Source organism: Flavobacterium sp. B330r (genome assembly GCF_056824325.1).
In genome coordinates this window covers 1,381,052-1,399,787 of sequence record NZ_CP124860.1, presented here as the reverse complement: position 1 = coordinate 1,399,787, position 18,736 = coordinate 1,381,052, and the positions used below count along the sequence as shown (strand labels likewise).

At 33.8% G+C, this 18,736-nt stretch carries 24 protein-coding genes and 1 tRNA gene; 8 read left to right on the top strand and 17 right to left on the bottom strand.

Annotation, left to right across the window (positions count from 1 at the left end; genetic code table 11):
• Nucleotides 1-9: 9 nt before the first annotated feature.
• Complete coding sequence (locus QLQ95_RS06475; protein ID WP_095928335.1) at nucleotides 10-1,041, bottom strand: oxidoreductase; 1,032 nt, start codon at nucleotides 1,039-1,041, stop codon at nucleotides 10-12.
• Between the two features lie 335 nt (nucleotides 1,042-1,376).
• Here QLQ95_RS06475 and QLQ95_RS06470 point away from each other — a divergent pair, with 335 nt between their 5' ends.
• Complete coding sequence (locus tag QLQ95_RS06470; protein ID WP_095928334.1) at nucleotides 1,377-1,625, top strand: SymE family type I addiction module toxin; 249 nt, start codon at nucleotides 1,377-1,379, stop codon at nucleotides 1,623-1,625.
• Nucleotides 1,626-1,686: 61 nt separating this feature from the next.
• Here QLQ95_RS06470 and QLQ95_RS06465 read toward each other — a convergent pair whose 3' ends face one another.
• Genes QLQ95_RS06465 through QLQ95_RS06455 form a run of 3 tightly spaced genes read right to left on the bottom strand, consistent with a single transcriptional unit; the run spans nucleotide 1,687 to nucleotide 3,177 of the window.
• Nucleotides 1,687-2,118, bottom strand: coding sequence for a YybH family protein (locus QLQ95_RS06465; protein ID WP_320494217.1), 432 nt, complete (start codon nucleotides 2,116-2,118; stop codon nucleotides 1,687-1,689).
• 28 nt (nucleotides 2,119-2,146) lie between these two features.
• A complete protein-coding gene (locus QLQ95_RS06460; RefSeq protein WP_095928332.1) occupies nucleotides 2,147-2,737 on the bottom strand; it encodes a hypothetical protein in 591 nt (196 codons plus the stop codon).
• Nucleotides 2,734-3,177: a hypothetical protein gene (locus tag QLQ95_RS06455; RefSeq protein ID WP_095928331.1), complete on the bottom strand. Its 444-nt coding sequence runs from the start codon at nucleotides 3,175-3,177 to the stop codon at nucleotides 2,734-2,736. The genes QLQ95_RS06460 and QLQ95_RS06455 overlap by 4 nt, the downstream gene beginning before the upstream one ends.
• 154 nt (nucleotides 3,178-3,331) lie before the next feature.
• Here QLQ95_RS06455 and QLQ95_RS06450 point away from each other — a divergent pair, with 154 nt between their 5' ends.
• Entirely contained in the window at nucleotides 3,332-3,553 is a 222-nt protein-coding gene (locus QLQ95_RS06450) for a hypothetical protein (RefSeq protein WP_095928330.1), read from the top strand.
• Between the two features lie 109 nt (nucleotides 3,554-3,662).
• Here QLQ95_RS06450 and QLQ95_RS06445 read toward each other — a convergent pair whose 3' ends face one another.
• On the bottom strand, nucleotides 3,663-3,911 hold the full coding sequence (locus QLQ95_RS06445; RefSeq protein ID WP_095928329.1) for a GIY-YIG nuclease family protein: 249 nt from the start codon (nucleotides 3,909-3,911) through the stop codon (nucleotides 3,663-3,665).
• A 66-nt stretch (nucleotides 3,912-3,977) separates the two neighbouring features.
• Nucleotides 3,978-4,051, bottom strand: a tRNA-Ala gene (locus tag QLQ95_RS06440).
• Nucleotides 4,052-4,156: 105 nt separating this feature from the next.
• On the opposite strand from QLQ95_RS06440, the gene QLQ95_RS06435 reads away from it, so the two are divergent.
• From QLQ95_RS06435 to QLQ95_RS06420, 4 genes are all read left to right on the top strand, one after another.
• Nucleotides 4,157-4,921 (top strand): enoyl-CoA hydratase/isomerase family protein, encoded by a 765-nt coding sequence (locus tag QLQ95_RS06435; protein WP_482503094.1) that lies wholly within the window; start codon nucleotides 4,157-4,159, stop codon nucleotides 4,919-4,921.
• A 91-nt stretch (nucleotides 4,922-5,012) separates the two neighbouring features.
• Complete coding sequence (locus QLQ95_RS06430) at nucleotides 5,013-5,189, top strand: hypothetical protein (RefSeq protein WP_008465178.1); 177 nt, start codon at nucleotides 5,013-5,015, stop codon at nucleotides 5,187-5,189.
• Between the two features lie 33 nt (nucleotides 5,190-5,222).
• Nucleotides 5,223-5,675: a 6-pyruvoyl trahydropterin synthase family protein gene (locus QLQ95_RS06425; protein WP_111365769.1), complete on the top strand. Its 453-nt coding sequence runs from the start codon at nucleotides 5,223-5,225 to the stop codon at nucleotides 5,673-5,675.
• Nucleotides 5,676-5,762: 87 nt separating this feature from the next.
• The gene (locus QLQ95_RS06420) at nucleotides 5,763-6,506 is read left to right on the top strand and encodes a UDP-2,3-diacylglucosamine diphosphatase (protein ID WP_095928326.1); all 744 of its coding nucleotides are present in this window, start codon (nucleotides 5,763-5,765) and stop codon (nucleotides 6,504-6,506) included.
• On the opposite strand, the gene QLQ95_RS06415 is transcribed toward QLQ95_RS06420, so the two are convergent.
• The 10 genes from QLQ95_RS06415 to QLQ95_RS06370 all read right to left on the bottom strand — a co-directional run bounded on the left by QLQ95_RS06415 (nucleotide 6,507) and on the right by QLQ95_RS06370 (nucleotide 15,471).
• A complete protein-coding gene (locus QLQ95_RS06415; protein ID WP_482503091.1) occupies nucleotides 6,507-7,715 on the bottom strand; it encodes a cytochrome c3 family protein in 1,209 nt (402 codons plus the stop codon). It abuts the gene before it with no gap.
• A gap of 83 nt (nucleotides 7,716-7,798) precedes the next feature.
• Entirely contained in the window at nucleotides 7,799-8,155 is a 357-nt protein-coding gene (locus QLQ95_RS06410; protein WP_111425144.1) for a hypothetical protein, read from the bottom strand.
• A gap of 98 nt (nucleotides 8,156-8,253) precedes the next feature.
• A complete protein-coding gene (locus QLQ95_RS06405) occupies nucleotides 8,254-8,610 on the bottom strand; it encodes a hypothetical protein (RefSeq protein ID WP_482503090.1) in 357 nt (118 codons plus the stop codon).
• 161 nt (nucleotides 8,611-8,771) lie between these two features.
• Nucleotides 8,772-9,686, bottom strand: coding sequence for an alpha/beta fold hydrolase (locus tag QLQ95_RS06400; RefSeq protein ID WP_320494202.1), 915 nt, complete (start codon nucleotides 9,684-9,686; stop codon nucleotides 8,772-8,774).
• Nucleotides 9,687-10,970, bottom strand: a complete 1,284-nt coding sequence (locus tag QLQ95_RS06395) for an MFS transporter (RefSeq protein ID WP_320494201.1) — start codon at nucleotides 10,968-10,970, stop codon at nucleotides 9,687-9,689. It abuts the gene before it with no gap.
• On the bottom strand, nucleotides 10,957-12,660 hold the full coding sequence (gene recJ, locus QLQ95_RS06390; RefSeq protein ID WP_320494200.1) for a single-stranded-DNA-specific exonuclease RecJ: 1,704 nt from the start codon (nucleotides 12,658-12,660) through the stop codon (nucleotides 10,957-10,959). Before recJ ends, QLQ95_RS06395 begins: the two co-directional genes overlap by 14 nt.
• A 15-nt stretch (nucleotides 12,661-12,675) precedes the next feature.
• The gene (locus QLQ95_RS06385) at nucleotides 12,676-13,170 is read right to left on the bottom strand and encodes a hypothetical protein (protein ID WP_320494199.1); all 495 of its coding nucleotides are present in this window, start codon (nucleotides 13,168-13,170) and stop codon (nucleotides 12,676-12,678) included.
• Between the two features lie 26 nt (nucleotides 13,171-13,196).
• Nucleotides 13,197-13,541, bottom strand: a complete 345-nt coding sequence (locus QLQ95_RS06380; protein ID WP_213259964.1) for a HopJ type III effector protein — start codon at nucleotides 13,539-13,541, stop codon at nucleotides 13,197-13,199.
• 118 nt (nucleotides 13,542-13,659) lie between these two features.
• Nucleotides 13,660-14,379, bottom strand: coding sequence for a 16S rRNA (cytidine(1402)-2'-O)-methyltransferase (gene rsmI / locus QLQ95_RS06375; RefSeq protein ID WP_250834968.1), 720 nt, complete (start codon nucleotides 14,377-14,379; stop codon nucleotides 13,660-13,662).
• 45 nt (nucleotides 14,380-14,424) lie between these two features.
• Nucleotides 14,425-15,471, bottom strand: coding sequence for a hypothetical protein (locus tag QLQ95_RS06370; RefSeq protein WP_482503087.1), 1,047 nt, complete (start codon nucleotides 15,469-15,471; stop codon nucleotides 14,425-14,427).
• Nucleotides 15,472-15,707: 236 nt separating this feature from the next.
• Between QLQ95_RS06370 and QLQ95_RS06365 the strand changes: the two genes are divergently transcribed.
• Together QLQ95_RS06365 and QLQ95_RS06360 are read left to right on the top strand one after the other, a co-directional pair.
• Nucleotides 15,708-16,298, top strand: a complete 591-nt coding sequence (locus tag QLQ95_RS06365; RefSeq protein ID WP_095928508.1) for a thymidine kinase — start codon at nucleotides 15,708-15,710, stop codon at nucleotides 16,296-16,298.
• A 42-nt stretch (nucleotides 16,299-16,340) separates the two neighbouring features.
• A complete protein-coding gene (locus QLQ95_RS06360; RefSeq protein ID WP_428237741.1) occupies nucleotides 16,341-16,760 on the top strand; it encodes a hypothetical protein in 420 nt (139 codons plus the stop codon).
• 366 nt (nucleotides 16,761-17,126) lie between these two features.
• On the opposite strand, the gene rpoN is transcribed toward QLQ95_RS06360, so the two are convergent.
• A complete protein-coding gene (gene rpoN / locus QLQ95_RS06355; protein WP_095928315.1) occupies nucleotides 17,127-18,587 on the bottom strand; it encodes an RNA polymerase factor sigma-54 in 1,461 nt (486 codons plus the stop codon).
• Nucleotides 18,588-18,736 lie beyond the last annotated feature (149 nt).

Below are 18,736 nucleotides of genomic sequence, written 5' to 3'. Positions count from 1 at the left end.
AAATGATTATTAATGACGATTATCGCATTGCAGAAAAATCTCCTCATTAGATTTGTCAATAATTGAAATATTTGGGCAGCCGAAAGACATATATTCGAAACCAAAAACAACTTCAGGTTTATTTTTAAAAAGTTTCCCTGTCCATTGGTCGATAGAATCTTCTCCATTTTCATAATTTAATGGAGAAGGAGATGTGCCTTCGCTTTGGCTGAAAAGTTTTTCGATTATAATATCTTTCGTTTTAGAATCGAGAACCAAAAGACGTCTGCCATAAATTATTTTATTGCTATCTAAGTAGTCTTGTAAAAAATATTCATAGCTTTCTGTTTTGTAAAAATACGTATTCCCTGTTACTGTGTTCTTTAGCAAAGTACGGTCGTTATTTTTCATTGCTTTTGATGGATAATCCTTTTTTGCAATTTTTTCCCACTTAATAGGCTTCAAACGTTCTTTTGAAAACGGATTTTCTTTCCCTACATATACCAAAGCATCTCTATAATATTCGCTGAACCCGCTTAAATATTTTTTGCTGATTTCAAACCCAATCATAAAATCATAATTTTGGTAGGGCCAATCTTCTTCAGAAGAATAACCATTTAACATCGCGGCGGTTTTTAGGTTTTTTACAGCAAAAGAAACGTGTTTGTTTTTAGCATAATCGATTATGAAAACAGAATCGGTTTCTGATATGTTTGTTTTAGACAAAAATCTTTTTCTGTAGTTTTTATCAAAAGTGAAATACACAGCATTGTACTTTCCTATTTTTTGGATGTTTGGTAAAGCAAGAGTATCTTTTTCGTCGTTTACAGGATAAATATCTGAAAGAGAAACAAAAGCAACATCGCTGCTGTCTTTTGGAGTAATTGTAAATAAATTGATGCTTTCTTTTCTTGTAGCATCTTCGGTTTGAAGAGTATCGGTTTCAGTTTCTGCGTGTTCTGTCACTTCAGGAAGTGCAGTTGTTGTGGTATTTTCTTTTTTATTGCAGGCAGATAATAGAATTAAAAAAGTGGTTGATAAAAAAAACGATCTTGTTGTCATTATTTAAATTTGATTTTGGATTTCGCTATGTACGAAAGTACTTTAATTTGTTTGAATTTGAAAATCAAAAGTTTAACGCTTGGATAAGTTTTAAAACTTGTTTTTATCTTTTTTCTTACAAATAAAAGGAAGCTTTTTCGTTACATTTGTTGCGACTTACATCTTTTATAGGGCGATTACTTTGCCACAATAAGGCGGATTTTTTATCTGCCCTAATAAATACGCGGTTTCGGTACCCCCGTGTGGTGCGTTAATGCGCCCACTGCCCTCTAAAGGTGTAAGTCAACGGGAAAGGCTGAAACCGTATTTTTTTGGCCGGCTAAAAAATTTCTGAAATGACTTACACAGAAAAAACAAGCAGTAAAGAGGTAGGAACTACAACTTCTAAAATCGAAAAAACCTCAAAAGTATTATCAATTAGGCGAATGAAAACTTATGCATTTTATAGGCTTTCGCGCTCTATAGGCATGTATAAAACTCAGCCTGTAATTGTACCGCAGATACGTTTGTGCGGTAATTGGCTCAAAGAAGCTGGATTTTTAATAGATGAACCTGTTGCGGTAACAGTAATGAAGGAAAACTGATTATACAGCCCATGCAAAAAGAATAAATAATAAAGCCGCTCAACTGAGCGGCTTTATTATTTTATCCCGAATGGTCAACATACAAATACCAAACGCCATTTATTTTTCGCATTATTCCTGAAAAGTTACCAGAACTGTTTTTGCCATTTGGAGCTTCGACATTAAATTTTGCGCTTACAAAAGCATCTTTTTTAGAAAGTGGTTCAACAACAAAATCGGTCATAGTTAATTTTCCCATTCTCTCTTTCGGCCAGTGTTTTTTGAAGAAATCGGCAATATTGTTTTTTCCGTATACCACACCAGCACTGTAAATCATTCGAACAGAATCTACGGGAGCATAAAAATCGAGGTAACCTTCGAGATCGCCATTGTTCCAAGAGGTTTGCTGTGCTTTTAAACGTTCGAGTACTTGTTGTGAAATTTTGTCTTGGCAAATGCCTTTAAAAGAAAGTATTAGCAAAAATGCAAGAAATAGAAATTTTAAGTGACGCATATAGTTAGTTTTTTAAGTAATTATAAAATTAATTGTTTTTTACTGCAGTAATTTTTCCTGTGTTTTTATCAAAAGTAACGGTTTTGTTTGGTCCTCCGTAAAATAAAGTGAGCGTTATTGTCGTGGCATTTTCACTTCTAAAAATGATATCTTTTGCCGTTCTGATTTTGATGTTCAAATTATCATTCATAAGCTGAGAGTCGGTGCATTTGATAATTCGTTTTTCGAATAATCCTTTCTTCTCAATTACTTCCAGCCACGGATGGCCCATCGCACTGTAACCCACAATTTGCGCTCTGTAATTTTTATTCAAATCTTTATTTTGGTACAAACCTAAAGATGTGCTTGAAAGCAATAAGGCGAAAAAAGGAAGCATCATAGCAATAATGCTAATAGCAAATGTTACAATTATTGTTGCCAAAAGAAGTTTTGCCAAGAGTTTTTTCCAAAAAACAATAATTATTACAAAGTTGCTTATCAGCCAGAGCCATGATAAAACTACATCGCTATAATAACCACGAAGACTAATTTCTTTAAAGTAATATAAAAGGCAGTCCAGCAAAAAAAGTGCCCAGATAATGAAATAGATTCGTAAAAGTATTTTTTTGCCAGAACTCATAATTTTCTTGAGATATAGTTTAAAGTAAATACTGTAACAATAGATAAAATTGAAATAGGAAGGAAGGAAAATTTAAAAGTATACCTTATTTCTTCTTTAAATAGATAAGTGCTCCAAGCAGATTCTCGATCTACAAAAATGGTGTAATTCCAGAAAAACCAAACAGTAATTAAGATTAGTAATTGAAGTATAATTTTTAGATTACTGTTTTTAATAAATGAAAGAGCCAGAAAAACTATGGATAAGAAAACAGTAGAAAATAAAGTCATTAAATAAGCATCGTCAAAAAAAGAACAATCTAAACAGCCACTTGATATTTTGTCAGAAAAGCTTCCCATTGCCCAATATATTTCAATTAAAGTAAAAACGAAAAGTAAAACTGCAATTATAAGAGGTTTCTTTATGAATGAGAATATTTTGTGTTTGAAGGTTTGATCCATTTGGAAATGTTTGATAAACTATTAAAAATAGCGTGTTTTGAATTTTGTCTCATGCAAAAATAGAAAACAGTTTTTTAAAGAAATATCTTTCAAAGAATATAATTGCATCAAAATAGGTTCTATTAAAAAATAAAATACTTAACTGTTTGATAACATGAAAGATATTTTTAATTATTTACTTTTAATTAAAAATTTAATTATGGATATCAATTGGAACATAATAGCGATTGTAGCAATATTGGTAGTTATTCTTGTTGTGCTAACAATCAGAAAAAATCAGTGGGAGAAAAAGAAATTGGAAAATTTGCTGAACAACGATTTTAAAAAAGCTGAGAAAGATAGAGTTGATGCAGATGATGCTGCGAATGAGAAATAAATTAGAAAATCTAAAAATGAACCCCTTGTAAAATTAAATTTACAAGGGGTTTTTATTTGTGGAGAATACCGGATTCGAACCGGTCACCTTCCCGATGCATCGGGATACTCTAGCCTTTTGTTTCTATTAGGGTTTCAATGTATTTCCGACTTTTCATTTTTTTTATTTGTAATTCTCTTTGATAAGCTTCACTTCTGGTAGCAAATGTTTCTGAATATTTTAATACCCAATCTTTGACAACTTTTGTGAATTTACTTCTGCTATTTAAATGATCTTTTAAACGCTGTTCAATATTTTGGCAGGAACCAACATAGTATTTGTCTAAGGTTTTTGAATATATGATGTAGATATAAAACATAAAATGTGTACTAAAAAAAATACCCAAACAGAATCAGTATCTGCTTGGGTATTTTTAAATTATTTGTGGAGAATACCGGATTCGAACCGGTCACCCCTTGCCTGCCAGGCAAGTACTCTAGCCAAATGAGCTAATCCCCCAAAGTGCTAACAAATAAAGTCAATTAATTCTCAAAAAACAAATTTCCAGAAGTTTCAAAAGAATTATTTTTCAAAAGCGTAACTTTACCTTTAAATGTAATTTTTATGAGCCTAGAAAATACAAATGGAAGCTTAGAAACTTCTTTTCAAAATAATATTGCAACTGTGCAATTTGGTCATCCTGCAAGTAATTCTTTTCCGCGTGAATTATTAAATAGACTTACAGCTGAAATTAATTCTTTAAGTCGAAATGAAGAAGTTTCGGTAATTGTTCTGAAAAGTGAAGGAGAAAAAACGTTTTGCTCAGGAGCCTCTTTTGATGAACTTTTGAAAGTTGAAAGTGAAGAGCAAGGTCTAGAGTTTTTTTCGGGTTTTGCACATCTGCTCAATGCAATGCGAAATTGTAATAAAATTATAATTGGACGTGTTCAGGGAAAAGCAGTGGGCGGTGGTGTCGGAATTATTTCGGCTTGCGATTATGTTTTTGCAACCCCGCAGAGTGATATTAAACTATCAGAATTGGCAATCGGAATTGGACCATTTGTAATTGAACCAGCGGTTTCTAGAAAAATAGGAAAAACAGCAATGACACAAATGACATTAGCGGCACATGAATGGAAATCGGCTGATTGGGCTTTTGAAAAAGGGCTTTTTTCGGTTTTATGTGACACTGAAAATCTGGATGCTGAGGTTGAAAGTTTTGTCAAAAAGCTAAGTTCATATAATCCTGAAGCTTTGTATGAGATGAAAAAGATTATTTGGGAAGGAACAGAACAATGGGAATCTCTTTTGTTTGAACGTGCAGCGATTACAGGAAAACTTGTTTTGTCTGATTTCACAAAAAACGCTTTGTTGCAATTTATAAAATAAGGTATGATATAAGTCATTGGTTTTGGACAAATAGGAACATAGTTTTGTAAAATGTTTTAAAATCAAATTTTCACTATATAAATTATTGAACATGACTATTATTTCGTTAATGCAAAAAGTTGACATTGCAGAGAAAATTAAAGATGCTCCAGACAGCGGTTATCAAATTGGCGTTGTCATTGGATCTTTCATTCCGTTTCTAGTTTTGGGCGGAATTGCTTTGTGGATGTATACTCGTGCTAAAAAAAGAGCTAAAAACGGCAATTAATTTGTAAATTTGCAAGCTTAAAATTAAAAATCGATGAGTAATATCAGAATTACAAAACAATTTAGTTTCGAAACCGGTCACGCTTTGTACGGTTACGACGGAAAATGCAAGAACGTTCACGGACACAGTTATAAATTATCGGTAACGGTTATTGGTTCGCCAATTACGGATCGATCGAATGTAAAGTTCGGAATGGTGATTGACTTTTCTGATCTAAAGAAAATTGTAAAAGAAGAAATCGTCGATCAATTTGATCATGCAACTGTTTTTAATCAGACAACTCCGCATATCGAATTGGCAAATGAATTGAAAAACCGCGGACATCACGTTATTTTGGTAGATTATCAGCCAACAAGCGAAAATATGGTGGTCGATTTTGCAGAGAGAATCGTGGCAAGACTTCCAGAAGGAATTTCTCTTTTCTCATTAAAACTTCAGGAAACAGAATCGTCTTTTGCAGAATGGTACGCTTCTGATAATTTGTAAAAAAGTTAAAAGTGAAATGTGAAAAGTAAATTGTAAAATGCTTTTTTATTTCACATCTTACATCTCACAATTCACATCTCACATTAAATGAAAAAAATATATTTTGCTTCAGATCAGCATTTTGGTGCGCCAACCCCAGAATTGAGTTTGCCGCGTGAAAAGAAATTCGTGGCGTGGCTTGATGAGGTTAAAGAAGATGCAGAAGCAATTTTTTTATTGGGAGATTTATTCGATTTTTGGTTTGAATATAAAACAGTTGTTCCAAAAGGTTTTGTACGCATATTAGGCAAGCTGGCTGAAATTCGCGACAGCGGAATTCCGATTTACTTTTTTGTCGGAAATCATGATTTGTGGATGAATGATTATTTTGAAACCGAATTGAATATTCCGGTTTATCACGATAATAAAGAATTTACCTTTAACGGAAAAACCTTTTTAATTGGTCACGGAGACGGAAAAGGTCCTGGAGATAAAGGTTATAAAAGAATGAAAAAGGTCTTTACAAATCCTTTTTCAAAATGGCTTTTCCGCTGGTTGCATCCAGATGTTGGCGTAAGTTTGGCGCAATACTTATCGGTCAAAAATAAACTGATTTCTGGTGACGAAGACGTGAAGTTTTTAGGAGAAGAAAACGAATGGCTGGTTTTGTATGCCAAACGAAAACTAGAAACCAAACATTATAATTATTTCATTTTCGGACACCGCCATTTACCAATGATTATTCCAGTTGGAGAAAACTCCGAATATGTTAATCTTGGCGATTGGATCGGGTATTTTACTTACGGTGTTTTTGACGGCGAAAAATTCGAGCTTAAAAAATTCGAAAAATAATTACTTCGCATTCGAATAAATTCCGATTTTATGCGTTCGCAGAATATATTCTGAAAGCTGTTTGCTGTTTGAAAGCTGAAATTTAATCGCTCCAGATGCTTTTTTCGGCATGTGGCATTCTACACAATTGCTCGTTAATAATTTCTCTGGCATTGTTTTTAAAGTGCTTTCTTTGTGCTTTAAGCCTTGATGACAGCTCATACAGATTTTAGAATAGGAAGCCAAGTTTTTAGAAGCATTTTCATGCGGATTATGGCAGGTAATGCAATCCATTTTATCACTTTTTATAAAACATTTACTCTGCGCCATCAATCGATATTGATTGCCATGAACATCAAAATTTGTTGTGTCATTAATGCTTTTGGTTTCGCGAAAGAACTCCGATAAATTATCTCCAGGCTTAAACTCAAAACGCGATTTTAGTTTCATTCCGTCATTTCCGGCATGGCATAATGCGCACGCATCTAACTTTTGCTGTCTGTTTAAGGTTTTATAACTCGTGATGCTATTAGCAATTTTTACGTTTGGATTTTTTAGATGAAAATCAACATGCTTTTTGGCAGGACCGTGACAGCGTTCACAGTCAATTCCATAAACAATTGTTTCTTTTCTGATGATATCTTCAACATCCATAGACATCATATTTCTTTCTTCAGAATTTTGATTCACGCTTCGACTGCTGGCATTTGAGGCGTGGCACGAATAGCAATCTTTTACTACCATACGGTCAAAATACGGTTTGTCTGCAGGAAAACCTGGACTTGTTGCCCAATTGTTTATAGAATGATAAAAAGAAACTGGCAGCTCATACGTATTATTGTCTTTCCAGTAAACAGAAGTCTGCGCGTGTTTGGTTCCAAATACAATTTCGAATTTATATTTAGCCGTTTCTTTACCGTTTTTATAAACAACTTCGTACAAACTGTCGCCACGTTTTTCCATGACTAGTTTGGTGTCTTTATCGTAAAAGAAGATGTGGTTTTTAGAATCGAAATCTCCTGAAACATTTCCTAAAATAGCTGGAGAGGTTGCTTTAAAGTGCGAACTTTTGAATGCCATTTCAGATTCTACTTTATGACATTGTATACAACTCTCAGATCCTGCATAATCGGTTCCGCGAGGATCAATATATTCTTCAGATTTGTTATTGCAACCGACAACGAGAATTGCCAGAAGTGTTAGAGTTAGTCGAAATACAGCTTTTTTCATTGCTGTAAATATACTTTTTTTTGAATTGAATCAAAATATATTTCAATAATGAAAAAATGCTGTTAAAATATTTAGAATGCTTCTTAATTCATGCCAACTCCGTAGACATATTCATCTAATTCGATTTTGAACAAAGAACCTTCAACCAAATCTTTAATCGATTTTAATTCGGTCATGTTTACAGCTAAATCTATAGAATTGCAAGGTGTTTTCAATAAAAACTTATGACAAGAATATTTCATTTCGCATGCTTCGCAACAAGCATTTTCTATCATGCTATCTTCAATCAAATCGCAAAAATGATTTAATTCCTGAACTGTAAAATAAAAGCCAGTTTCTTTAAAAACCAATTGCACTTTGTCGGAAATCGTAGTATTGTGATCTTTCCAGTAAAAAGCTATTCCAAAGTTGTTATGATATATCTGCTCAATTTCTCTCATCGTAAATCCTTTTATTTCAACAAATATAAATATTATTTATATTAATTCTAAATAAAAAAATCATAAAAGTTTGAAAAAGAATATTTGTTGAGAAAACTTTAGTTCATACCCGAACCGTAAATGTATTCATTAAGATTAAGTCGAAATAAAGAACCATCTACTAGGTCTTTTATAGAATTTAATTCAATTGGAGATATTTCTAAATCCAACGCAACATAAGGAGTCTTCAATAAAAATTTATCGAAAGCTCGTTCTACACCACGTGTATCATAATCATTATGGTCTGTTACGCAGTCTTCAATTAAATTTTGAAATTCATTTAATTCTTGAACCGAAAAATAAAATCCCATTTGTTTAAAAAGCAGTTGGATTTTATCTGATATAATTTCGTTGCCTTCTTTCCAATAAAATGAAATTCCAAAATCGTTTCGGTATATCTGTTCGATATCTTTCATGGCAATTTTTTTAGGCCACAAAGATACGCACTCTTTGTATTAATACTTGACTAAGAAAAGCATAAAAAAAAGCTAAAAAACCAATATGACTATTTGATTTTTAGTTATTTATGTAGTGTTTGTGGTTTTTCTTTTTTATGAAATCCTATCTCATAATAAGATTATTTCAGCCAATTTTTTAGCTTAGAAATAAATGCTGCCTGTTGGTCAACAAATAAATAATGCGAGCAATTATTAAGGAAAGCAAAGTGATTTTCTCCAGTAATTGCCTTAAGAGAATTAATTTGTGCCGATGAAAAAATACCGTCATCTTTTCCATAGATTCCATAAATAGGAACTCCAGCAGATTTGATTTTCTTTAAAATCGCGCGCGTATCGATGTTATTTTGTTTTTCATTTTGATAAAAAAGAAGTGGAGCATTTTTATTTCGAATATTCGTTTTATAAAATTCTCCAGCTTCATAATCAGAATAAAGCTTTTTAGATTCTGCTGTCGGATTTGGCATTTTAAAAAAGCCATTTTCACCAGCAAGTTCAAAACATCCTTTTCTATATTCGGCTGAATTTTTATCTAAGTTTTCTACAACATCGATTCGCTTTAATTGTTCAGAATCGTTGCTGTATTTTTTCTTCAGCGTATTTAATATGTGATCGTAGGTTTCCTGTTGAGAAAATAAAGCGCCAGCCAAAACCAAAGCGCTTACATTTTTAGGGTATTTATTGGTATAAAGTGTTGCAACTAAACCGCCAAAACTATGTCCTAAAAGAATTGCTTTTTTTAAATGGTATTTTTTATAAATCGAATTTAAATCCTGAAAAGCTTCTTCGTACGTGAATTTCGCATTTGGGTCTGCAGATCTTCCTTCGCCTCTTCGATCGTAAGCAATAACATAAAAACCTTGATCGGCCAGTTTTTGAGCTGTTGTTCCTTCAAATAAAGTAGCATTGCCACTTGGCCCTCCATGAATAAAAATGATGGTTTTATTCTTTTCGTTTCCGTAGGTTTTGATATAAAGATTTTGCCCTTTGGAGAAAAGGGAAAAGATTAAAAAGAAAGAGACTAAAAAGGATTTCATTTACTCCAATTTATGGTGTTCATCCATATCTTTTTTCAAATCTAAATTTCTAAATGTAGGTGATTTCAATGCAGTAAAAACTACAGTTAAGAGTGTAACACTTCCTCCAAAAACAACAGAGGTAACTGCCCCCATCAATTTGGCAGTTGCACCACTTTCAAAAGCACCTAATTCATTTGAAGATCCAACAAAAATCGAGTTTACGGCACCCACACGTCCGCGCATGTGATCTGGAGTTTTAAGCTGTAGAATAGTCTGACGGATTACCACTGAAATTCCATCAGCCAATCCGCTTAAAAATAAAGCGAAAACAGAAAGCCAGAAATAAGTCGATAATCCAAACAAGATGATGGATAAACCAAAAACAAAAATGGCAATTAAAAGTTTTTTTCCTGCATTTTCATACAACGGCACATAAGCCGAAATAAGCATCGTGATAAAAGCACCTACAGCAGGAGCGGCTCTTAAAATTCCGAAACCTTCAGAACCCACTTTCAAGATGTCTTGTGCAAACACAGGCAATAATGCAACGGCACCTCCAAAAAGGACCGCAATCATATCGAGTGATAATGCGCCAAGAACAATTTTGTTTCTGAATACAAATGTCAAGCCTTCCATAAGACTATCTTTTATAGATTCTCCCATTTTTGGGTTTACAATAGGTTTTTGACTGATTTGCGATAAGGCGATTAATGATAGAATTGAAAATCCAAAAACCAAACACATGGACCAGTGAACACCAATCCAATTGATAGAGAATCCCGCTAGTGCAGGTCCCATAACGGCTCCAATCTGCCAAACCGAACTACTCCAAGTTGCCGCATTTGGATATACTTTTTTAGGAATGATTAATGAAAGAAGAGAGAAAATTGTTGGTCCCATAAAAGAACGAACGATTCCGCCAAAAAATACTAAAGCGTAAATCGAATACAAAATAACATGTGTAGACCAGCCTCCAACAACTTTTGGCCAAGTCAATAAGAAAAGTCCAAAACTAATTACTGAAAATCCTAAAATACACTTCACCAATAAGCCTTTCTTTTCTCTTTGGTCAACAATGTGTCCTGCAAACAAAGACATTGAAACGGCAGGAATAATTTCCATTAAACCAATAATTCCTAAAGAAAGCGGGTTTTTGGTTAAACTATACACTTCCCATTCAATAACAATAAATTGCATAGACCAGGCAAAAACCATTGCAAAACGCAATAATAAAAATACGTTGAATTCTTTATATCGAAGCGCCTGATAAGGATCGGGTTTGTTGGATTTAATTTCTTCCATTTGTTCTAATGTCTTTCAGCATAAGCTGTGTTGAAACAGTTCCGTTCCATTCGTTTTCGGCAATGCAATATGCCAACTGAAACGGATTTTGATTTTTTACAATATTTAGTTTTTTTCCTAATCCGAAACCAATTGCGGCGATTCCGTCTGAGTTGTTTTGTTTGGCAAAAAGCCTTAAATGTTCTTCTTCTGCACCTAAAGTTTTAGCGTAACCTGTATCAAAAGCATTTTCAGTCATAAAAACAGGCGTCATATTCTGAGGGCCGAAAGGTTCGAATTGTTTTAGAATTCGAATTAATTTGGGTGTTATATCGGAGAAATTGATTTCGGCATCGATCTCAATTTCTGGAGTAAGCATTTCGGGTAAAATAGTTTCAGAAACCTGTTTTTCAAAAGCATCTTTAAAAGTTTGATAGTTTTCTGCTTTTAAAGTCATTCCTGCAGCGTACATGTGGCCTCCAAATTGTTCCAGATGTTCGGCGCAGGCGTCTAAAGCATTATAAACATCAAAACCTTTTACAGATCGGGCAGAGGCTGCATATTTGTCGCCGCTTTTAGTAAAAACCAACGTCGGGCGATAATACGTTTCAATCAATCTTGAAGCTACAATTCCGATTACGCCTTTGTGCCAGTCTTCTTGAAAAACGACTGTTGAAAAACGTTTTTCTTCGTTGTTTTCTATAATCTGCTGAAAAGCTTCTTTGGTGATTTTTTTATCTAAATCTTTTCGATCTGCGTTGTATTGCTCAATTTCCGAAGCAAATTGTTGTGCTTGTTCAAAATTGAATTCAGTTAACAATTCAACAGCGTGATTTCCGTGTTTGATTCTTCCGGCAGCGTTAATTCTTGGTGAAATAATAAAAACAACATCGGTAATATCGAGAACTTTCTTTTTTACCTGATGTGTTAAAGCTTTAATTCCGGGTCTTGGTTCGCTATTAATAACTTTCAATCCGAAATGTGCTAAAACACGATTTTCTCCCGTAATAGGAACAATATCTGCAGCAATTGCTGTAGCTACTAAATCTAGATAAGGAACTAAATCTTCAATCGTTTCATTTCGATTTTGTCCTAAAGCCTGAATCAATTTAAAACCAACTCCGCAACCGCACAATTCATCGTAAGGATAAGAACAGTCTTCTCTTTTTGGATCTAGAACAGCAATGGCATCTGGAAGAAATTCTCCGGGGCGGTGGTGATCGCAAACAATAAAGTCAATGTTTTTTGCTTTCGCGTAGGCGATATGATCAATCGATTTAATTCCGCAGTCTAGAGCGATAATTAAAGAAATTCCATTGTCATCTGCGTAATCAATTCCTTTATAAGAAACGCCATAACCTTCGGCATAGCGATCGGGAATGTAAGTGGCAATGTTGGGATAATGCGATTTTAGATACGAAGAAACCAAAGAAACGGCTGTTGTTCCGTCAACGTCGTAATCGCCAAAAACTAAGATGTTTTCTTCGTTCTGAATGGCTTGTTCAATTCGGGCAACAGCTTTATCCATATCCTTCATCAAATACGGATCATGTAAATGTTCTAAAGAAGGACGAAAGAAATTCTTCGCCTCATCAAAAGTTTCAATGCCACGCTGAATCAAAAGCGTTGCTACAAAATCTTCTACATTTAAGGCTTGTGCCAAATGTTTGACTTTTTCTTCAGAAGGTTTTGGTTTTAAGGTCCAACGCATTGTCGATTTTAGATTTTAGATTGTTGATTTTAGATTGTCGAAGCTATTGTTTATTAAGATTACCAAATCTTCAGGATTTTTATTTTGACTTTTTAAGTTGTGAAATTGATTATTTATTGATTCGTCCACTGCTTTTCCGTTACAGATTTTGATTAAATAAGGAAATCCTTTTTGATCGGAAACATTAAATAGCATATGAGAAATATATTCTCGATTGTATTCATTTTTAATGCTTCTACCTTCAAGAAAAACCAGTTCAATATCATCTTTAAGATTTGGAATAATATTTTTTTCTATATAATGATGATTATTTTTTCGATTATTATAACAGAAGAATTTCTTTCCTTCAATCGATACTAAATAATTACTATATCTTTTTTTGAACCGTTTTTTTTGAAAGAATTCAAAAACCGAAAAGACTATAATTAAGGGAAGAAATAATATAAACAAAGGAATTCCAATTATAAACAGAAAGAGTATAACCGCAATTTCTTTTAATTTTTCCTTCATAGATAATTAAGAATTTAAAAATATTTTTATTTCAATTCCAAAGCATTTCCTTCAAATTGAATTCCGTCCCAACCTAAATTGATGAAATTTCTAATGTTTTGGTGATTTGTTCCGTTTGGATCGCCTAAAACTTCTTCAAAATAAAATGCTCCAAAACACGCTAATGTTTCTTCTTTACTTAGATTCTGCAATTTCGCGAAAGAAAACAATTTGCAAGAACCTGAATTTTCGCCAGCTGCATTATGTTGTGTTCCGTTTTGAAAAGCGGTTGGAGTAAAGTTGTAATTTTCTTCGATTACTGCAATCGTTTCAGGAAATGTGATTTGTGTTGGAGTTTGTTTTACTTTTTCTAAAAAGGCTTGAATGCTCATGATTTATTCTTTATTTATATTTTTTGGTTCATATTTGTCACATCGAGCGGAGTCGAGAACCAAACGTGCATCTCGACTCCGCTCGAACTGACAAATGGAATTGAACTAACATTATTTTTTATTCTTCTTCGTCCTTAGAATATTTACTTTTCTTCGCTTCTTTTTCTATTGTTTTTCCAGCAACGACAACTACAATTTCGCCGCGTGGTGCTGTTTTTTCAAAATGCGCTAAAACTTCTTTTGCAGTTCCGCGTACATTTTCTTCGTGTAATTTTGATAATTCTCTCGAAACACAAACTTGTCGGTCTTCTCCAAAATATTGTACAAATTCGGCTAAAGTTTTAACGAGTTTATGCGGAGAAACGTATAAGATCATCGTTCGAGTTTCTTCGGCTAAAGCCAAAAAACGAGTCTGACGTCCTTTTTTATCAGGTAGGAAACCTTCAAAAACAAATTTATCATTTGGAAGTCCGCTGTTTACCAATGCAGGAACAAAAGCCGTTGCTCCAGGAAGACATTCTACTTCGATTTTATTTTCTACGCAAGCGCGCGTTAATAAAAATCCTGGATCTGAAATGGCGGGAGTTCCAGCGTCTGAAATCAAAGCGATAGTTTCGCCAGCTTTCAAACGTGCAATTAAGTTTTCGGTAGTTTTGTGTTCGTTGTGCATATGATGGCTGTGCATGTGCGTGCCAATTTCAAAATGCTTCAGGAGTTTTCCGCTTGTACGGGTATCTTCCGCCAAAATCAAATCGACTTCTTTCAAAACCCGAATGGCTCTAAAAGTCATGTCTTCAAGATTGCCAATTGGCGTTGGAACGATATATAATTTTGACATAATTGTTTATTCGTGAAATGTAAAATGTGAGATGTGAAAATGTTTTTAAGAGAATTTTTTCTCGATGATTCCCATAAAACGCTCTGCATAATCGTCTTTTCCTTCCCAGTTGTTATAATCAGGTTTTACCATGTTTTCGATAAACTCGTTTGCTTCTGCATAGGAATCAAAAGTTAAAAGCTGATTTAAAACACGGCTGTAATCTTCTGTGCTGTTGCCAAAAAGATTTTTAGTAAAAGCAATTCTGTCATTCAAATCAATATGAAAACCTCTTGCCAGTTTTTCGTTCAAACTTACCGATTTTGGCTGTGCAGGAGTTTCAAGAATAGCCGTTTCCACTTTTTTAGTTTCCTTAAAATCACTTATTGAAGGAGCTTGCGTTGACGGAACAGTTTCAAAACTTTCCACTTTTACAAATTGTGCATCGGCGTAATTAATGCCGAAATCTTCAAATTGAATAGTTGGCTGTGCAGGAGTTTCTGCTTTTGGCTCTTCTATAATTTCTTCTTTGATTTCTTCTTTTATCGCCTCGGTTTCTAATTCAAAAGCAGGTTTGAAATCAGGAATAGGCTTTAACTCATTTACAGTCGTAAACGAAAGATCATCGATAGGTTTTTCAGTTTCTTCTACTTTTTCAGCAATTGGCTCAACAATTTCTTCGACAATTGGCTCTTCAATAACTGCTTCTTCAATTTCGGCAGCAATTGGTTCAACAGTTTCTTCAATTACAGGTTCTTCAACTTCAACCACAGATTCAATGGCTTCGGTAATTTCTACTGGTTCTTCTTCCGAAATTTCAGGTTCATAAGATTCCTCAAGCGCAATAACTTTTTCTTCAGCAGGAGCTTCAAGTTCAATTATTGTTGGAACTGCATCTTCTTTTTCGAAAATAGTTTCCAATTCAGAAGTAATATCGCTTTGCCCAATTGTTGGTTTTGCAGAGTCGAAATTCTCTTCTACAAATTTTAATACCGTTAATTTCTCGTATAATTTCTGAGTTTCAAGGTACAATTGATTGATATCGGATTTATTTTTAAGTTTTAAAATTCGATGTGCAATGCTAATTAAATCAGCTTCCAATTTTTTTTTCATAACTGTTGAAAATTATAGTGAATAAGGTATTTTAGTGTATTTGATGTCTGAATGTTTCTATTCTCAAGGAAATTCAAAAGATAATTTTTTATTTCTGTTAATACGCTGTCGCGAATTTAAGGTTTGATAAAAATTTTCTACTTTTGAAAAAATGTAAAACAGTACATTTTTACATCAATTTATTGCCAGTACAAAGTAATAAAAACTATTCATTTTTAAAGGTAGAAAAATACAAAATGTTTCTCGAAAATACAGTAAATCACAAAGAACAATTTGGTTGGATTGAAGTTATTTGTGGATCAATGTTTTCGGGTAAAACCGAAGAGCTGATCCGAAGATTAAAGCGCGCCCAATTTGCCAAACAAAGAGTCGAAATTTTTAAACCCGCTATTGATACCCGATATCATGACGAAATGGTTGTGTCGCATGATGCCAACGAAATTCGTTCTACGCCAGTTCCTGCGGCGGCTAATATTTTAATTTTGGCCCAAGGATGCGATGTGATCGGTATTGATGAAGCTCAGTTTTTTGATGACGAAATTATTACCGTTTGTAACGATTTGGCAAATCAAGGAATTCGTGTAATTGTGGCTGGATTGGATATGGATTTTAAAGGAAATCCGTTTGGACCAATGCCAGGACTTATGGCAACTGCAGAATATGTAACGAAAGTTCATGCTGTTTGCACGAGAACTGGTAACTTAGCAAATTATAGTTTTAGAAAAACGGCTAATGATAAATTGGTAATGTTGGGTGAAACAGAAGAATATGAGCCACTTAGCCGTGCAGCGTATTTTAACGCCATGAAAAAAAATCAGGAAAAATAGATCTGTTTTCCTTGTACAAGCCTTAACAAAACAATATAAAATATGAGAAAATCGACTGGTTTATTGTTATTATTAATTGGAATTGCAGTTGCTTTTGTAGCTTATTTTCAATTTTATCTTGGCGAAAAGGAAGATGAAGTAAATACTGAAGTTAAAGAACTAGTTGTGAAATACAATAAAAGCTGTCCGCTAAATATTCAAGAAGGAATTCGTTTAGACAGTGTCACTTTGCCTCAAGAAAGAACAGTTCAATATAATTTAACCTTGATAAAGGTGGTTAAAGAAACTGCAGAGATCGGTGTAATTCAGGAAGAAATTAGAAAAAGTCTTTTAAGCACTGCGAAAGCAAATCCTGGACTGCAGGTTTTTAGAGAAAACGATTATACTTTGGTCTATAGTTACTCTGATAAAAAGAGATCTTTTTTGTTTGATGTAAAAATATTGCCAGACGAGTATAAATAATTTAACATCTTCGTAGATGTCGTTAAACCCGACAGGTTTTTTGAAACCTGTTGGGTTTGTTGTTTTAAAAATATATTTATTCATTCCGTAGGAATGTTTGGTTGGTAGATGTTTTTAATTTGATTCACCAGATACACGTTACGTAGGAACGTCTGATTGCGATTCAAAATATTCAATCGTTAGAATAATTCTCCCTACAGGACACAACCTAAATTCCGCAAATATTTTTTTCTACCGACGAGATATTCCTACGGAATATTATTTATTCTAACTAATTGATAAAAATAAAACCCGACAGATTTTAAAAATCTGTCGGGTTTGCTATTTAAATGAACTTATATTTCTTATATGGTAAAAAAGAAAAAATTAAATCTTCTTTCTCATTCTCGCCACTGGAATATCCAACTGTTCACGGTATTTTGCAATAGTTCTTCTCGCAATCGGATACCCTTTTTCTTTTAAGATTTCTGCCAGTTGATCGTCTGGAAGCGGTTTTCTCTTATCTTCTTCCTCAATTGTGTTTTGAAGAATTTTTTTGATTTCTAAAGTCGAAACGTCTTCTCCTTGATCATTTTTCATGGCTTCAGAGAAAAATTCTTTAATAAGTTTCGTTCCATATGGCGTTTCTACATATTTGCTGTTCGCCACACGCGAAATTGTCGAAATATCCAAACCAACCATATCTGCAATATCTTTTAAGATCATTGGTTTTAGTTTCGTTTCATCGCCGTCTAAGAAATATTCTTCCTGATAATGCATAATGGCATTCATGGTTACAAAAAGAGTTTCCTGACGTTGTCTGATGGCATCGATAAACCATTTAGCAGAATCCAGTTTTTGTTTGATAAACTGAACGGCATCTTTCTGTGCAGTCGATTTATCACGGGATTCTTTGTATGTCTGCATCATTTCCTGATAATCTTTAGAAACGTGCAAAGAAGGAGCATTTCTTCCGTTTAGGGTCAGTTCTAATTCGCCATCTACAATTCTTATGGCAAAATCTGGAACAATATTTTCTGTAACTTTATTGTTTCCGGTAAAAGAACCGCCTGGTTTTGGGTTCAAACGTTCAATTTCGTGAATTGCTTTTTTAAGCTGTTCGTTAGAAATGCTGTATTTCTGTAATAATTTATCGTAATGTTTCTTCGTAAAAGCATCAAACTGATTTTCGATAATGTCAATTGCTAAGTCAACATATTCAGTTGGAGTTTTATGTTTTAACTGAAGCAATAAACATTCTTGTAAATCACGCGCGCCAACACCTGAAGGTTCAAGCTCATGAATCACCGTCATCATTTTCTCGACCATTGCTTCATCAGTATAAATTCCCTGAGTAAAAGCCATATCGTCTACAATATCTGGAATACTTCTACGGATATAACCCATGTCATCAATACTTCCAACAAGGAATTCAGCGATTTCGCGCTCTTCATCATTCAAAATAAAAGTATTCAACTGATTGATTAAGTCTTGATGAAAACTGATTGGAGCTGCAAAAGGCGTTTCGCGTTCTTCGTCGTCACTGTAATTGTTTACCTGAGTTTTGTAATCAGGCATATCGTCGTCGCTTAGATATTCGTCAATGTTAATGTCGTCTGCTTCGATTCTGTCAGATTCTGCATCATCATAATCGTCGTAGTCTTCATTAGCGTATTCATCAGCTTCGTAATCGTCTTCTTTTCCAGCTTCAAGAGCCGGATTTTCGTTCATTTCTTCTAATAAACGCTGTTCAAAAGCTTGCGTAGGCAATTGAATTAACTTCATCAGCTGAATTTGCTGTGGAGATAATTTTTGGGATAATTTTAAATTTAAAAATTGCTTTAGCATTTGATTTTGTTAAAAGTTTCAAGTTTCAAGTTTCAGGTTGAGAACGTGCCGCAACTTGAAACTTGAAACCTGAAACAAATATTATTATTTTAGTTCACGCTCCAAATAACTTGAAACATGAAACCTGAAACTTTTTTAAACTAAATCGA

Coding starts and splice junctions, on each gene's coding strand:
- QLQ95_RS06475 (WP_095928335.1), bottom strand. CDS start 1,041: ATGACAACAAGATCGTTTTTTTTATCAACCACTTTTTTAATTCTATTA.
- QLQ95_RS06470 (WP_095928334.1), top strand. CDS start 1,377: ATGACTTACACAGAAAAAACAAGCAGTAAAGAGGTAGGAACTACAACT.
- QLQ95_RS06465 (WP_320494217.1), bottom strand. CDS start 2,118: ATGCGTCACTTAAAATTTCTATTTCTTGCATTTTTGCTAATACTTTCT.
- QLQ95_RS06460 (WP_095928332.1), bottom strand. CDS start 2,737: ATGAGTTCTGGCAAAAAAATACTTTTACGAATCTATTTCATTATCTGG.
- QLQ95_RS06455 (WP_095928331.1), bottom strand. CDS start 3,177: ATGGATCAAACCTTCAAACACAAAATATTCTCATTCATAAAGAAACCT.
- QLQ95_RS06450 (WP_095928330.1), top strand. CDS start 3,332: ATGAAAGATATTTTTAATTATTTACTTTTAATTAAAAATTTAATTATG.
- QLQ95_RS06445 (WP_095928329.1), bottom strand. CDS start 3,911: ATGTTTTATATCTACATCATATATTCAAAAACCTTAGACAAATACTAT.
- QLQ95_RS06435 (WP_482503094.1), top strand. CDS start 4,157: ATGAGCCTAGAAAATACAAATGGAAGCTTAGAAACTTCTTTTCAAAAT.
- QLQ95_RS06430 (WP_008465178.1), top strand. CDS start 5,013: ATGACTATTATTTCGTTAATGCAAAAAGTTGACATTGCAGAGAAAATT.
- QLQ95_RS06425 (WP_111365769.1), top strand. CDS start 5,223: ATGAGTAATATCAGAATTACAAAACAATTTAGTTTCGAAACCGGTCAC.
- QLQ95_RS06420 (WP_095928326.1), top strand. CDS start 5,763: ATGAAAAAAATATATTTTGCTTCAGATCAGCATTTTGGTGCGCCAACC.
- QLQ95_RS06415 (WP_482503091.1), bottom strand. CDS start 7,715: ATGAAAAAAGCTGTATTTCGACTAACTCTAACACTTCTGGCAATTCTC.
- QLQ95_RS06410 (WP_111425144.1), bottom strand. CDS start 8,155: ATGAGAGAAATTGAGCAGATATATCATAACAACTTTGGAATAGCTTTT.
- QLQ95_RS06405 (WP_482503090.1), bottom strand. CDS start 8,610: ATGAAAGATATCGAACAGATATACCGAAACGATTTTGGAATTTCATTT.
- QLQ95_RS06400 (WP_320494202.1), bottom strand. CDS start 9,686: ATGAAATCCTTTTTAGTCTCTTTCTTTTTAATCTTTTCCCTTTTCTCC.
- QLQ95_RS06395 (WP_320494201.1), bottom strand. CDS start 10,970: ATGGAAGAAATTAAATCCAACAAACCCGATCCTTATCAGGCGCTTCGA.
- recJ (WP_320494200.1), bottom strand. CDS start 12,660: ATGCGTTGGACCTTAAAACCAAAACCTTCTGAAGAAAAAGTCAAACAT.
- QLQ95_RS06385 (WP_320494199.1), bottom strand. CDS start 13,170: ATGAAGGAAAAATTAAAAGAAATTGCGGTTATACTCTTTCTGTTTATA.
- QLQ95_RS06380 (WP_213259964.1), bottom strand. CDS start 13,541: ATGAGCATTCAAGCCTTTTTAGAAAAAGTAAAACAAACTCCAACACAA.
- rsmI (WP_250834968.1), bottom strand. CDS start 14,379: ATGTCAAAATTATATATCGTTCCAACGCCAATTGGCAATCTTGAAGAC.
- QLQ95_RS06370 (WP_482503087.1), bottom strand. CDS start 15,471: ATGAAAAAAAAATTGGAAGCTGATTTAATTAGCATTGCACATCGAATT.
- QLQ95_RS06365 (WP_095928508.1), top strand. CDS start 15,708: ATGTTTCTCGAAAATACAGTAAATCACAAAGAACAATTTGGTTGGATT.
- QLQ95_RS06360 (WP_428237741.1), top strand. CDS start 16,341: ATGAGAAAATCGACTGGTTTATTGTTATTATTAATTGGAATTGCAGTT.
- rpoN (WP_095928315.1), bottom strand. CDS start 18,587: ATGCTAAAGCAATTTTTAAATTTAAAATTATCCCAAAAATTATCTCCA.